The organism is Pseudoxanthobacter sp. M-2 (genome assembly GCF_046156265.1).
GTDB lineage: Bacteria > Pseudomonadota > Alphaproteobacteria > Rhizobiales > Segnochrobactraceae > CAMDHY01.
On sequence record NZ_JAWDIR010000033.1, the window covers coordinates 64,429 to 77,333 of the forward strand.

13 protein-coding genes are annotated in these 12,905 nt (G+C 71.5%); 7 read left to right on the forward strand and 6 right to left on the reverse strand.

Annotation, left to right across the window (positions count from 1 at the left end; genetic code table 11):
• Nucleotide 1: 1 nt before the first annotated feature.
• From RUR49_RS15335 to RUR49_RS15345, 3 genes are all read left to right on the forward strand, one after another.
• Entirely contained in the window at nucleotides 2-640 is a 639-nt protein-coding gene (locus RUR49_RS15335; RefSeq protein ID WP_409147260.1) for a peroxiredoxin, read from the forward strand.
• A 20-nt stretch (nucleotides 641-660) separates the two neighbouring features.
• Complete coding sequence (locus RUR49_RS15340) at nucleotides 661-1,374, forward strand: esterase/lipase family protein (protein ID WP_409147261.1); 714 nt, start codon at nucleotides 661-663, stop codon at nucleotides 1,372-1,374.
• A gap of 229 nt (nucleotides 1,375-1,603) precedes the next feature.
• Nucleotides 1,604-2,476, forward strand: a complete 873-nt coding sequence (locus RUR49_RS15345; protein ID WP_409147262.1) for a Hint domain-containing protein — start codon at nucleotides 1,604-1,606, stop codon at nucleotides 2,474-2,476.
• 62 nt (nucleotides 2,477-2,538) lie between these two features.
• Here the strand turns inward: RUR49_RS15345 and RUR49_RS15350 are convergent, their stop codons facing one another.
• Entirely contained in the window at nucleotides 2,539-3,432 is an 894-nt protein-coding gene (locus RUR49_RS15350) for an alpha/beta hydrolase (RefSeq protein ID WP_409147263.1), read from the reverse strand.
• A 234-nt stretch (nucleotides 3,433-3,666) separates the two neighbouring features.
• Between RUR49_RS15350 and RUR49_RS15355 the strand changes: the two genes are divergently transcribed.
• Nucleotides 3,667-4,635, forward strand: a complete 969-nt coding sequence (locus RUR49_RS15355) for a helix-turn-helix domain-containing protein (protein ID WP_409147264.1) — start codon at nucleotides 3,667-3,669, stop codon at nucleotides 4,633-4,635.
• 95 nt (nucleotides 4,636-4,730) lie between these two features.
• Here the strand turns inward: RUR49_RS15355 and RUR49_RS15360 are convergent, their stop codons facing one another.
• The 4 genes from RUR49_RS15360 to fdxA all read right to left on the reverse strand — a co-directional run bounded on the left by RUR49_RS15360 (nucleotide 4,731) and on the right by fdxA (nucleotide 8,096).
• Nucleotides 4,731-5,489 (reverse strand): class I SAM-dependent methyltransferase, encoded by a 759-nt coding sequence (locus RUR49_RS15360; protein ID WP_409147265.1) that lies wholly within the window; start codon nucleotides 5,487-5,489, stop codon nucleotides 4,731-4,733.
• Nucleotides 5,490-5,658: 169 nt separating this feature from the next.
• Nucleotides 5,659-6,531: an RNA polymerase factor sigma-32 gene (locus RUR49_RS15365; protein ID WP_409147266.1), complete on the reverse strand. Its 873-nt coding sequence runs from the start codon at nucleotides 6,529-6,531 to the stop codon at nucleotides 5,659-5,661.
• A gap of 202 nt (nucleotides 6,532-6,733) precedes the next feature.
• Entirely contained in the window at nucleotides 6,734-7,360 is a 627-nt protein-coding gene (locus tag RUR49_RS15370; RefSeq protein ID WP_409147267.1) for a CarD family transcriptional regulator, read from the reverse strand.
• A 400-nt stretch (nucleotides 7,361-7,760) separates the two neighbouring features.
• Nucleotides 7,761-8,096 carry a ferredoxin FdxA gene (gene fdxA / locus RUR49_RS15375; RefSeq protein ID WP_409147268.1) on the reverse strand — a complete coding sequence of 112 codons (336 nt, stop codon included), beginning with the start codon at nucleotides 8,094-8,096 and terminating at the stop codon, nucleotides 7,761-7,763.
• Nucleotides 8,097-8,343: 247 nt separating this feature from the next.
• Here fdxA and RUR49_RS15380 point away from each other — a divergent pair, with 247 nt between their 5' ends.
• The 3 genes from RUR49_RS15380 to RUR49_RS15390 all read left to right on the forward strand — a co-directional run bounded on the left by RUR49_RS15380 (nucleotide 8,344) and on the right by RUR49_RS15390 (nucleotide 11,918).
• Nucleotides 8,344-9,876 (forward strand): YifB family Mg chelatase-like AAA ATPase, encoded by a 1,533-nt coding sequence (locus tag RUR49_RS15380; RefSeq protein ID WP_409147269.1) that lies wholly within the window; start codon nucleotides 8,344-8,346, stop codon nucleotides 9,874-9,876.
• A 379-nt stretch (nucleotides 9,877-10,255) separates the two neighbouring features.
• Nucleotides 10,256-11,299 carry a GNAT family N-acetyltransferase gene (locus RUR49_RS15385; protein ID WP_409147270.1) on the forward strand — a complete coding sequence of 348 codons (1,044 nt, stop codon included), beginning with the start codon at nucleotides 10,256-10,258 and terminating at the stop codon, nucleotides 11,297-11,299.
• A 94-nt stretch (nucleotides 11,300-11,393) separates the two neighbouring features.
• Nucleotides 11,394-11,918, forward strand: coding sequence for a GNAT family N-acetyltransferase (locus RUR49_RS15390; RefSeq protein ID WP_409147271.1), 525 nt, complete (start codon nucleotides 11,394-11,396; stop codon nucleotides 11,916-11,918).
• Between the two features lie 7 nt (nucleotides 11,919-11,925).
• Here the strand turns inward: RUR49_RS15390 and RUR49_RS15395 are convergent, their stop codons facing one another.
• Nucleotides 11,926-12,879 carry a glutathione S-transferase family protein gene (locus RUR49_RS15395; RefSeq protein ID WP_409147272.1) on the reverse strand — a complete coding sequence of 318 codons (954 nt, stop codon included), beginning with the start codon at nucleotides 12,877-12,879 and terminating at the stop codon, nucleotides 11,926-11,928.
• Between the last annotated feature and the right edge of the window lie 26 nt (nucleotides 12,880-12,905).

The following is a 12,905-nucleotide window of genomic DNA, read 5'->3' on the forward strand; positions in this document are numbered from 1 at the left end:
CATGACGATCCGCCTGGGCGACATCGCGCCGGACTTCACCGCCGAGACGACCGAGGGCACCATCCACTTCCACGAGTGGCTGGGTTCCTCCTGGGGCGTGCTGTTCTCGCACCCGAAGGATTTCACGCCGGTCTGCACCACCGAGCTCGGCACCGTCGCGCGGCTGAAGCCGGAGTTCGACCGCCGCAACGTCAAGGTGATCGGGCTGTCGGTCGACCCGCTCGACGCCCATGGCCGCTGGGCCGCCGACATCGCCGAGACGCAGGGCCACGCGCCCAACTTCCCGATGATCGCCGACGCCGACCGCAAGGTCTCCGACCTCTATGGAATGATCCACCCGAACGCCAGCGACACCATGACGGTGCGCTCGGTGTTCATCATCGGGCCGGACAAGAAGCTGAAGCTGTCGCTGACCTATCCGGCCTCGACGGGGCGCAATTTCGAGGAGATCCTGCGCGTCATCGACTCGTTGCAGCTCACCGCCAAGTTCTCGGTGGCGACGCCGTCGGACTGGAAGAACGGCGAGGACGTCATCATCGTGCCGTCGGTCTCCGACGAGGCGGCGAAGGAGAAGTTCCCGGGCGGATGGAAGACGCTGAAGCCCTATCTCAGGATCGTGCCGCAGCCGCGCTCGAGCTGAGGCCGACCGAGCTCCATCCTGTGCGGGGGACCGCGGCCGACGGCGCGGTCGCTGGTGCGGCGGCGCCTGCCGTCGCCACCGGCGAGCACGTCGTGCTGCTGCACGGCATCCTGCGCTCGCCGCGGCAGATGCGACGGCTCGAGCGCCGGCTGGAGGCCGAGGGCTACACCGTCCACAACCTCGGCTACCCCTCGACCAAGCTCGGGCTTGCGGCACTCGTCGAGCACGTCCACGCGGCGCTGTCGGCACCGGCGGTGGCCGACGCCATCGCGGCCGCGCCGGCCATCCACTTCATCGGCTACTCCCTCGGCGGGCTGATCACGCGCGCCTACCTGAAGCGCCACCGGCCGGAGAAGCTCGGCCGCGTCGTCTTGCTCGCGACCCCCAACCACGGCTCCGAGGTCGCTGACGCCTTGCGCCGCCTCGCCCCCTATCGCTGGATCGCCGGACCCGTCGGCCAGGAGCTCTGCACCGACCAGGCGGCCGTGGCGGACCTGTTCGGGCCGATCGACTATCCCTGCGGCGTGCTCGCCGGCGACGTCTCCCTCGACCCGTTCGGCAACCTCGTGCTGCCTCGCCCGCACGACGGCAAGGTGTCCGTGGAGAGCACGCGGCTTGCCGGCATGGCCGACCACCGCGTCGTCCACGCCGGCCACACCTTCTTCCCCGTCGACGACCGCGTCATCGAGGAGACGGTGCGGTTTCTGCGCGAGGGGCGGTTCGGGCCGGGGTGAGGGCGGCGGGCGAAGCCTGGTGAAGGCACCGCCGGGACGTCGCGCAGACGCTGACTGGCGCCGTGCCCCCTCGAAGCACGGACTGCCCCCCTGACGCTCCCGAGACCTGTGCACCTTCGCCGCACCCACCTTTCAACCTTGGCGCGAATTTTCGACTTTTCCGGCACACGGGTGTGTGAAATGCTCCTCATACGGGTGATTTCCGAAACCTTTGGGTGCACGAGGGCCAATGGGCAGCGCAAACTTCCTCCGGCTTGTTTCCTATACCGCTGAAAACACCGTTGAACGACAAGGCGGTTCCTCCTTTACCGTTTCATGGGAAGGAGACCCCCTGGAAGTCGGCGATGCAGTGAGAACCGGGGTCACAAGCGGCAAGATCTATTTGGGATTGACCGATAATGGCGAGTTGGTCCTGCAGATCGTCGCGACCGGACAGATACAGCTCGCGACCAATTCTTCGTATTCAGTCGGTGACCCTCTGCCGAGCTACTCGGCGGTGAGCTATCCGCCCTGCTTTCTCCCGGGCACGACGATCGCGGTGCCCGGAGGGGAGTGCAGGGTCGAAGACCTGAGGGCCGGATCTCTGGTCACCACCGTGGAAGGGCGCCCACAGGTCATCCGCTGGATCGGACGGAAGTCGCAGTCATCGGCACTGTTGCCGGAGGCGGTGCGGCCTATCCGACTGTCGGCTGGGGCGCTTGGAGACGGGTTGCCGGTGCGTGACCTCCGCGTCACCGCCGATCACGCCCTTCTCATCGACGGGCTGCTCGTCCAGGCAGGCGCGCTCGTCAACGGGCGGACCATCGTCAGGATGACGGCCGAGGAACTCGGCGACACCTTCACAGTCCATCACATCGAGCTCGACGATCACGCCCTGGTGCTGGCCGAGGGCGTTCCGGCGGAGACCTTCGTCGACAACGTCACTCGCCGTCGCTTCGACAACTATGATGAGTACGAGGACCTCTACGGCAACGTCGCTCCCCTGATCCGGGAGATGGCTCTCCCCCGGGTCAAGTCAGCGCGCCAGTTGCCGGCCGCGCTGCGGCGGCGTCTCGAGGCGGCGGCGGGCGAGACCGCCCCGCCGGCGACGGACGCGGCCTAGCGTCCGTCGCTGTTCGACGGCCCGGACGACCGGCGGCGGCCGGAAACCCCGCGCTGCCGGCCTCACAGATGGCGCTTGAACCAGGCGCACTGGGCGGCAGACGAGATCTCGAAGGGCTTTCCCGTGTAGGCCTCGAAGTGGCCGCCGGGCAGCACGACGAGGTCTTTCGGCTCGAGCGCTTCCTCGAAGGCGCGGGCGGTGAGGTCGAAGGGGGTGAGGTGGTCGCCGGCCGCGACGACGACCATCAGCGGCGTCGGGGCGATGCGGGCGATGTAGGTGGCCGGCTCGTATTCGGTGAAGAGCTCGATCGAGTGCAGCGTCACCTCGTTCGTCCACGCGTCCGTGTGCTCGGCGGCGAAGCGGGTGAAGAACTCGTAGGTGTCGGCAGTCGGCAACGCGCACGGCTGGCCCTCGGGCGCCGTCACCGGCATGCGCATGCCCGGCTCGCCGCGGGCGCGTCCCGCGCGATCGGCGTCGAAGGCGGCGCGCAGGCCCGCCCAGTGGTCGCCGCGGACGAGGCGGCGGGCGGTCTCGAGCCCGTAGGTGAGCGGCACCTGCGCGACGACGCACTTCACCCGCCGGTCGATGGCGCCGACGACCAGCACATGACCGCCGGAATAGCTCGAGCCCCAGACGCCGATGCGGGCCGGATCCACCGACGGCATCGTCTGGGCGAAGGTGATCGCGTCGCGGTAGCCGTTGACCTGCGCCCACGGGTCGATGTGGCCGCGCGGCGCGCCGTCGCTGACGCCGAGATTGCGGTGGTCGTAGACGAGCACGCCGAGCCCGGCCCGCTGGAACACCTCGGCGAAGCCCGAAAGGTGGATCTCGCGCGTCGCCGAGAAGCCGTGGGCCATGATGACGATCGGAGCCGGCCCGTCGACGCCTTCGGCCGGATAGTGCCAGGCGCGCAAAGTGACGCCGTCCTCGGTGCTGAACTCGACGTCGTGGCGCATCGCCGTTTCCTCCCGCGAAGGTCTGTTGTGACCGCCGCTCTTCCATCGGCGGCGACGCCGACGAGCCTAGAGGCGCGGCGACCCCGCCGCTTGGACGGGAGGGAAGGCCGGCTTGGACATCGGGGAACACCGCCGCTGATCGGCGCCGTCGTCAGCCGGGCGGCACGGTGGTAGGCTCGCTGTTGCCGACCACCCGCAGAGGTGGCGGCGCGGGGAACGGCCGGGACGACGGCGATGCACGGTCACTGGGACACGCGGGGGCTCGCCCCGTCTGACGCCGGCGAGGGCGTGCGGGCGGAGCTGAGCCGCGTCCACCTGCCGTGGACGCTGACCGAGTGCCGGCCGGAGCCGTTCGGCGTCCGCCTCGCCTGGCAGGGCCTCGGCGACGGCACGCTCGTCGAGTATCGCGGCGCGCCCTGCGCCGGCCACCGCCGCGCGCGCGAGATCCGGCGCACGGAGCGGGCCTATGCCGGCCTGCTGCTGGTGCTGTCCGGTCGCGAGCACGTCCGCCAGGGCGAGGGCGCCGTGGAGCTCCGCGCCGGCGACCTGTTCCTCTGGGACGGCACGCGGCCGATCGACTTCTGCGTGCCGGCCCCCCTGCACAAGCTGACGCTGCTGGTGCCGCGCGAGCGGCTGGAGCGATCGCTCGGACGGGGCACGCCGCCCTGGGGGCGGATCGCGACGGACACCGGCAACGGTGCGCTGCTCGCCGGCCACCTCGCAGCGCTCGGTCGTCTCGCCGGCGGGCTCGGCGCATCGACCGCGGGGCTATCGGTCGACTTCGCCCTCGACCTCCTCGCCGGCCTGGTGGCACCCCCCGCGACCAGCGGGGCGTCCGGCCTGCGCGCGCGCGCCGGCGCCCTGATCGACCGCCACTTCGACGATCCCGGGCTGACGCCGACACGGCTCGCGAGCCTCCTCGACGTGACGCCGCGCTATCTGCACATGGCCTTTTCCGCGACCGGCGGCACGGTGGCGGAGCGCATCCGCGCCCGCCGGCTCGAGCGGCTCGCGCGCGACCTTGCCGACCCGCGGCTCGCCGGCCGCAGCGTCACGATGCTGGCGCTCGCCGCCGGTTTCGACGACCCGGCGCACGCCAGCCGCGCCTTCCGGCGGGCGACGGGAACGAGCCCGTCGGCCTTCCGGGCGACGGCACTGGGGCGGCCACACGGTCCCGGCGGCGCCGATGAGGAAGAGGCCTGAACGCGGAAGACGTCAGAGCTTGAGACTTCAGGGCCGATGACGGTGGGGTCCAACCCGGCGCCCGCCTGGTCCGGGCTCGGCGTTCCGGACGTCCCTCAGTCGAGCCGCTTGGCGGCGAAGCGCAGGCGGACGTAGTCGGCCGTCCAGCCACCCGAGCGATCCCGCAGGCTCCACGCGCAGAGCGCCTCGACGGCGGCGAGGATGTCGTTGCGCTCGTCCTCGGTGAAACCGCCGAGGAAGGGGTTGGCGAAGGTGTCGAGCCAGCCGGCGAGGCCGGTCGGCAGTGGCGTCGGCCGCGGGATGGCGGCGATCGACAGCACCTCGAAGCCGGCGTCCTCCAGCAGCTGCGAGAACTCGCCGACGGTTGGGTAGGTCCACGGCATGCGCGTGCGGGCGTCGACGCCGTGGCGCTCGAGGACGGCGATCAGCGCGGTGACGATCGCCGCGACGTTACCGTGGCCGCCGAACTCGCCGACGAAGCGGCCGCCGGGCACCAGCGCCCGGCGCACGCCGGTCGCCACCGCTGCGTGGTCGGGCATCCAGTGCAGGGCGGCGTTGGTGAACACCGCGTCGAAGGCCTGCGAGAACGGCAGCCGCTGGCCATCGCCGACGCGGGCATCGAGGCCGCGGGCGCGGGCGGCGGCGACGAGCTCGGGCGAGGCGTCGAAGCCGGTGACGATGGCGCCGCGGGCGGCGAGCTCTTCCGTCAGCACGCCGTCGCCGCAGCCGAGATCGAGGATGCGCTCGCCGGGGCGCGGATCGAGCAGGTCGACCACCGGGCCGCCGAGCGCCGGCACGAAGCCGGCGTTGCGGGCATAGTCGGCAGCGGACCAGATCTGGGCGGGCTGAGACATCCGGCGACCCTTCAGAGGCGATGGCGACCGTCATCACGGACGGCCGCCGCCTCCCCCTACAGGAAGCGGCCGGCGGGGGCCAGTGTGGCACGCGTTGCACGCCCTGCACCGGGCCTGAAAGCGCGGCCCGGCTACCCGCACGAGCACCCTGGCCGGCCCCCTCGCCGGCTCAGTGGCCGACGAAGCTCGCGCGGTCGGACTCGGCGGCGAGCAGGGCCGCCTTCAGCTTCTCGAGCGCCCGCGCCTCGATCTGGCGAACGCGCTCCTTGGAGATGCCGAGCGTCGCGCCGAGAGCCTCGAGCGTCGCGCCGTCGCCCTCTGTCAGGCGGCGCTCGCGGACGATCTGCAGCTCGCGCTCGTTCAGCACGGCGAGCGCCTTGCCGAGCCAGGCGGTGCGGCGGGCGCCATCCAGCGCCTCGCCGACCGTCTCGTCCTGCAGCGGCGCCGCATCGACGAGGAAGTCCTGGCGGTCGGAGCTGCCCTCGCCGTCCGTCACCGGGGCGTTGAGCGAGGTATCGGGCCCGGACATGCGGGCGTCCATCACCGCGACGTCGGCCTGCGAGACGCCGAGGGCGTCAGCGATGGTGCGGTGCATCTCGCTCTGGGTGATGGCGCCGGGCTCGCGCGTCAGCTTGGCGCGCAGGCGGCGCAGGTTGAAGAACAGCGCCTTCTGGGCCGAGGAGGTGCCGCCGCGGACGATCGACCAGTTGCGGAGAACGTAGTCCTGAATGGCGGCGCGGATCCACCAGGTGGCGTAGGTGGAGAAGCGCACCTGCCGCTCCGGCTCGAAGCGGGCGGCGGCCTCCAGCAGACCGACGTGGCCTTCCTGGATGAGGTCGCTCATCGACAGGCCGAAGTGGCGGAAGCGGGCGGCGATGGCGATGACGAGGCGCATGTGTGCCTGCGTCAGGCGGTGCAGGGCGACCTGGTCCTGCGCCTCGCGCCATTGCACGGCGAGCGCGTGTTCTTCCTCGCGCTCGAGATAAGGCGCGCGCGATGCGGCGCGCTCCAACCTGCTGCGGCTGCCTCCGGCGTTGACCATGGCGTCCTCGCTCGCGCCTCGCGCCCCCTTGGCAACGATACGCGCAGGCTCGCCTTACGGATCAGCGGCAACTTTCTTTCTGGACAGGCATGCGAGCCGGACCGGAGGGTCCGCTGCGGGACCGGGCCCGAATGCGAAAAGGGCGGCCCGCGGGCCGCCCTGTCTCACTGCCCACTGCCTGGCGTGCTGCCGGAAGCGACCGTCAGGCCGCCTCTTCCTGCTCGCTCGGCTCTTCGTCGAGGTCGGTCTCGGACTCGGCGTCGCCCTCGGCCTCCGCGCCGGCTTCCGCCGTGCGGGCGCCGCGGCGCGGGCTCTTGGCGAGCTGGCCCTCGATGCGGCGGACCGCCTCGGTCTCGGAGATCTGCTCGACGACGGCGATCTCGCGCGCCATGCGGTCGAGCGCCGCCTCGTAGAGCTGACGCTCGGAATAGGACTGCTCGGGCTGGCTGTCGGCACGGAACAGGTCGCGCACCACCTCGGCGATGGCGATGAGGTCGCCGGAGTTGATCTTCGCCTCGTATTCCTGGGCGCGGCGGGACCACATCGTGCGCTTGACGCGGGCGCGACCGCGCACGGTGTCGAGCGCCTTCGCCACGGTGGTCTCGTCGGCGAGCTTTCGCATGCCGACCGAGGCGACCTTGGCCACGGGCACGCGCAGCGTCATCTTGTCCTTCTGGAACGTGACGACGATCAGCTCGAGCTTGTGTCCGGCGACCTCGCGCTCCTCGATCGCGACGATCTGACCGACGCCGTGCGACGGATAGACGACGTACTCGTTCGTCCGGAAGCCCTGACGGTGGCCGGTCTTCTTCGCGGTGGTGGTAGCCATTCGCGCGCTCACTCCTGACTTCGATCGGTCCGCTCCGGGTGCACCCGCACGCCCTCGGCAAGCCGCTGTCGATGAGACGCCGCGGCCCTCGCCGGACGCTTCACGTCCGCGGCCGCCGGCCGTCCCGAATTGTCGACGATCTCGCAGGTGGTGTCCGGCACCGCACGAGCCATTCCCGGCCGCAGGACCGGGAGCGATCGCATTTACGATCGGGGGGAGCTCGTGGGGAGATCCAGATGCCGAACAGCGTCGACGTCCTGGACAATATATCCCAAGCCGCCGAAAAAACAAAGGCTTCCGCGACGATTCGGCGCGCCGCGGGGTCAGGTCGGGGGCGGCGGCATCATTCGCATGCAGCCGCGCATGGTCTTCGAGCGTGTCGTCGCCCGAGGCGTGCGCCTCAGTCGCCCTGGCCGGGCTCGGGCGACAGGAGGCCGAGCTTGTCCGGCTTGCCGTCCCAGTCGGCGGCGTCCGGCGGCGAGTCCCGCTTCACCGTGATGTTCGGCCACTTGACGGCATAGTCGGCATTGATGCCGAGCCATTTCTCGAGGCCCGCCTCGGTGTCCGGCTTGATCGCCTCGGCCGGGCACTCCGGCTCGCAGACACCGCAGTCGATGCATTCGTCTGGGTGGATGACGAGCATGTTCTCGCCCTCGTAGAAGCAATCCACGGGGCACACCTCGACGCAGTCCATGTACTTGCACTTGATGCAGTTCTCGGTGACGACATAAGTCATCCGCGGGATCCTCTCGACGGGAGCGTGCGCTCCCTCGCGCCATGCCGTTCTCCGGCCCGCACCTAGCGCGGAAGCGCTCCAAGGTGCAAGCGAGCCGCTGTCGCGGCAGGGCCGCTGCGGGAAACGGCTTTCTCCGGAACGCCCCCACCACGGCAAGGGCGGCCGATGTTCGCAGAATGTTCTTGCGCGGCCCCGCGACCTCGCCTAGCATCGCAACCATCGGATGCGGGCGGCAGGAGGGACGTCCATGGTCAGCCGCGTCACCACGGTGGCGTTCCACGGCATCGAGGCGGTGCCCGTGGACGTGCAGGTGCAGATCGGTCCCGGAACCGTCGTCTTCAACATCGTCGGCCTCGCCGACAAGGCCGTGGCCGAGAGCCGCGAGCGGGTGCGGGCGGCACTCGTCGCCTCCGGCCTGTCGCTGCCGGCCCGCCGCATCACCGTCAACCTCGCCCCGGCCGACCTTCCCAAGGAGGGCAGCCACTACGACCTGCCGATCGCGCTCGCCGTGATGGCGGCGATGGGCGCCGTTCCGGCGGCCGAGCTCGCCGAATGGGTGGTGGTGGGCGAGTTGGGGCTCGACGGCACCATCGCCCCCGTCGCCGGCGCCCTGCCGGCGGCGATCGGCGCCGGTGCCCTCGGCCGTGGCCTGATCTGCCCGGCCGCCAACGGCCCGGAGGCGGCGTGGGCCGGCCGCGACCTGCCGGTGATCGCCCCGGTCAGCCTGATCGGCCTCGTCAATCATTTCCGCGTCACGCAGGTGCTGTCGCGGCCGGAGCCGCGCGTGCGCGCCGCCGAAGGCCGCCTGCCCGATCTCGGCGACGTCCGCGGCCAGGAGAGCGCCAAGCGGGCGCTCGAGATCGCCGCCGCCGGCGGTCACCATCTGCTCTTCGTCGGTCCGCCCGGCTCGGGGAAATCGATGCTGGCGAGCCGGCTGCCGTCGCTCCTGCCGCCGCTCGAGCCGCAGGCGCTGCTCGAGGTCTCGATGATCCACTCGATCGCCGGCGCGCTCGCCGACGGCCGACTGTCCGACCGCCGGCCGTTCCGGGCGCCGCACCACTCGGCCTCGATGGCGGCCCTGATCGGCGGCGGCCTGCGCGCCCGGCCGGGCGAGGTCTCGCTCGCCCATCAGGGGGTGCTGTTCCTCGACGAGCTGCCGGAATTCCACCCACAGGCGCTCGACGCGCTGCGCCAGCCGCTCGAGAGCGGCGAGGCGGTGATCGCCCGCGCCAACCACCGCGTCGCCTACCCCGCCCGCTTCCAGCTCGTCGCCGCCATGAACCCGTGCCGCTGCGGAATGGCGGGGGAGCCCGGCCACTCCTGCCGGCGCGGCCCGCGCTGCGCAGCGGACTACCAGGCGCGCGTCTCCGGCCCGATGCTCGACCGCATCGACCTGCGCGTCGAGGTGCCGGCGGTACCGGCGAGCGACCTCGCGCTGCCGCCGCCGGCGGAGGGATCGGCCGCGGTCGCCGCCCGCGTCGCTGCCGCACGCCGACGCCAGGCGGAACGCTTCGAAGGGCTCGGCGTACCCGGCCTGCTCAACGCCGCCTGCGGCCCGCGCATGGTCGAGGAGATGGCGGTTCCGGACGCGAGCGGCCGGTCGCTCCTGGCGGACGCGGCGGCCGCCATGCGGCTCAGCGCGCGCGGCTATCACCGCGTGCTGAAGGTGGCGCGGACCATCGCCGACCTCGACGGGGCGGAGCGGATCAGCCGCTCTCACCTCGCCGAGGCCCTCGCCTTCCGCGCGAGCGCCCCGAGCCTCGCCGCCGCGGCCGCCTGATTCGGACAGTACTTCGTCGCGACCGACCGGCTGGATGCGCAGCATCACAGACTATCCGGCTGACGACCGTCGGTGAGCCGGCAAAATTCCGAGGCGATCAGCGTTCGAGGCGCGTCCGGCGCAGCGCCGCCGGGCAGACGCGGCTCGCCGGCGGGCGGGCTGATGAGGGCGGATGCTTCGCCGGGGCGGCGGCCCGGATTGTCACAGAACGGTTCGGAAAGTATGGTTTGAACGATATCCGGCGCTTCCGGCGGGTTCCGCTGGCGGCGAGCACCTGGGTCGCGGGGCGATGACGCCGATGCGGCCCGACCCCATCTGCGAAGGCGCGGCTCCCGCATCGTCGCCGCATGGGCGACCCGAGCGGCGATCCGGAGGATCCATGAAGCGAACCGGCCTGATGACTCCGTCGAGCCTGGTCCGGCGTTTTGCGCCGTTCGCAGCCACGGCGCCGTCCATCGACAGCGGCGCCGCGCCGGCGCCGCGGCGGATGTTCCCGGGCCTGTCGCTGCGCGGCCTGCCGTTCGGTGCCGGGTCCTTCGGCTCGCTTCCCTTGGCCGGCCGCGCCCTCCCCGGCCTGCCCGGGATCGGAATCCCGGCGGGCGCGCCGGCGCCGCAGACACTCGGCCGCATCGGCGACCTCGAGGTGCGTCTCGCCCGCTCGGTGGCCGAGGTGCGGCGCGCCCAGGCGATCCGCTACAACGTCTTCTACGAGGAGATGTCGGCGATCGCCGACGCGCTGACGCTGGTCAGCCGCCGCGACGCCGACGCCTTCGATGCGATCTGCGACCACGTGCTGGTTCTCGACCACGCCGCGCCGGCGCGCGCCTTCCGCCGCCGCAAGCCGGAGGTGGTCGGCACCTACCGCCTGCTGCGGCAGGCCGTCGCCGACCGTCACGCCGGCTTCTATTCCGCCGGCGAGTTCGACCTGCAGCCCCTGCTCGACCGCCACCGCGATCTCGACTTCCTCGAGCTCGGCCGCTCCTGCGTGCTGCCGCCCTACCGCACCAAGCGCACCGTCGAGCTGCTCTGGCACGGCATCTGGGCCTATGTGCTGGCCCACGGCGTCGATGTGATGATCGGCTGCGCCAGCCTCGAGGGCACCGACCCCGACCGTCTGGCCTTGCCGCTGTCCTTCCTGCACCACTACGCGCGGGCGCCGGAAGACTGGCGCGTCTCTGCCCTGCCGGAGCGGGCGGTGGCGATGAACCGGCTGGCGAAGGAAGCGGTCGATCCGCGCGCGGCGCTGCACGCCCTGCCGCCGCTGATCAAGGGCTATCTGCGGCTCGGCGCCTATATCGGCGAGCACGCCGTCGTCGACCACCAGTTCGGCACCACCGACGTGCTGATCGTCATGCCGGTGTCGGCGCTGAACCCGCGCTATGTCAGCTACTACGGCGCCGACGCCAGCCGCCACGCCAGCTGAGGACGGCGCGGCCCTGCGCCCAGCACCGGCCCCTGCGGCGGACGCGGAGGAGCGGGACTCCCGGCCAAGGGACGGCACCACCATCCTTTCGGTGGTGCCGGAAGCAGCCCTCACCGACGCCGGCCGCACAGAGCTCCGCGCCTTCCTCGTCGCCGCCTACGCCCCGCATCATGCCGACGTGTTCTCGCGCCACGATTTCTGGGGCGGCCCGCCGACCGCGCGCGTGATCGCCCGCAGCCCGGACGGTACCCTTCTCGCCCACCTCGGCTTCTCCGCCCGCACCATCGCTGTCGGCAAGGCCGAGGTTCGCGTCGCCGGCGTCGGCGCGGTCGCGACCCACCCCACCCATCGCGGCGGCGGCCTCGGCAGGTCGCTCTTCGATCGCCTGGCGGAGTATCTGGCGTCGAGCGGCGCCGCCGACTTCGCGCTGCTCGAGTGCCGCGACGCGGTGGTCGGCTTCTATGAAGCCTGCGGCTTCCGCCACAGCGTCCGCACCGTCACGGCCCTCGACCCGGCGACGGGCGAGGTCGACGTCTCGACGTCCAACCTGATGGTCCGTCCGCTCGGCCGGGAGACGTTCCCGGCCGGCGACGTCGATCTCCGCGGCGTGCGCTGGTAGCGCCGCCTCAGAACGGCAGGTCGGGTCCCACCGGCACGATGCCGGTCGGGTTGATGTGGCGGTGGCTCTCGTAATAGTGGCGCTTGATGTGGTCGAAATCGACCGTGCCGGCCACGCCCGGGTGCTCGTAGAGGCGCTTCGTGTAGGCCGACAGGTGCGGATATTCGGCGATGCGGCGGCGGTTGCACTTGAAGTGGCCGACATAGACCGGGTCGAAGCGGATGAGCGTGGTGAACAGCCGCCAGTCCGCCTCCGTCAGCGTCTCGCCGAGGAGATAGGGGCGGCCGTCGGAGAGCGTCTCCTCGAGCCAGTCGAGGGTGTCGAACAGCGGGTTCACCGCCTCCTCGTAGGCCTCCTGGGTGGTGGCGAAGCCCGACCGGTAGACGCCGTTGTTGAGCGTCGCGTAGACGCGGGCGTTGATCTCGTCGATCTCCGGCCGCAGCGCCTCCGGGTAGTAGTCGCCGGGCTTCGCACCGAGGCCGTCGAAGGCGGTATTGAACATCCGGATGATCTCGGACGACTCGTTGTTGACGATCGTTCCGCGCTCGCGGTCCCACAGCACCGGTACGGTGACGCGGCCGGTATAGCCGGGCTGCGCCTTCACATAGACCTCGTAGAGGCGCTCGGCGCCATTGACGGTGTCGGGAACGACGCCGGGGCCGTCCTCGAAGGTCCAGCCCTCGCCGCGCATCAGCCAGTGCACGACGGAGACGCCGATCATGTCGTCAAGCCCCTTGAGGCTGCGGACGATCAGCGCGCGGTGGGCCCACGGGCAGGCGAGCGAGACGTAGAGGTGGTAGCGGCCGGGCTCGGCCTTGAAGCCGCCGTCGCCGCTCGGGCCGGGCGCGCCATCGGCCGTGACCCAGTGGCGGAACTGCGATTCCTTGCGCACGAAGCGGCCGCCGCTCTCGGCGGTGTCGTACCATTTGTCGTGCCAGACGCCGTCGACGAGCAGTCCCATTCGCTTCCTCCACCTGCACAGGCCGC

Excerpts from the sequence above, each read along its gene's own strand:
- RUR49_RS15335 (WP_409147260.1), top strand. The coding sequence starts at position 2 with ATGACGATCCGCCTGGGCGACATCGCGCCGGACTTCACCGCCGAGACG.
- RUR49_RS15345 (WP_409147262.1), top strand. The coding sequence starts at position 1,604 with ATGGGCAGCGCAAACTTCCTCCGGCTTGTTTCCTATACCGCTGAAAAC.
- RUR49_RS15350 (WP_409147263.1), bottom strand. The coding sequence starts at position 3,432 with ATGCGCCACGACGTCGAGTTCAGCACCGAGGACGGCGTCACTTTGCGC.
- RUR49_RS15355 (WP_409147264.1), top strand. The coding sequence starts at position 3,667 with ATGCACGGTCACTGGGACACGCGGGGGCTCGCCCCGTCTGACGCCGGC.
- RUR49_RS15360 (WP_409147265.1), bottom strand. The coding sequence starts at position 5,489 with ATGTCTCAGCCCGCCCAGATCTGGTCCGCTGCCGACTATGCCCGCAAC.
- RUR49_RS15365 (WP_409147266.1), bottom strand. The coding sequence starts at position 6,531 with ATGGTCAACGCCGGAGGCAGCCGCAGCAGGTTGGAGCGCGCCGCATCG.
- RUR49_RS15370 (WP_409147267.1), bottom strand. The coding sequence starts at position 7,360 with ATGGCTACCACCACCGCGAAGAAGACCGGCCACCGTCAGGGCTTCCGG.
- fdxA (WP_409147268.1), bottom strand. The coding sequence starts at position 8,096 with ATGACTTATGTCGTCACCGAGAACTGCATCAAGTGCAAGTACATGGAC.
- RUR49_RS15380 (WP_409147269.1), top strand. The coding sequence starts at position 8,344 with ATGGTCAGCCGCGTCACCACGGTGGCGTTCCACGGCATCGAGGCGGTG.
- RUR49_RS15385 (WP_409147270.1), top strand. The coding sequence starts at position 10,256 with ATGAAGCGAACCGGCCTGATGACTCCGTCGAGCCTGGTCCGGCGTTTT.
- RUR49_RS15395 (WP_409147272.1), bottom strand. The coding sequence starts at position 12,879 with ATGGGACTGCTCGTCGACGGCGTCTGGCACGACAAATGGTACGACACC.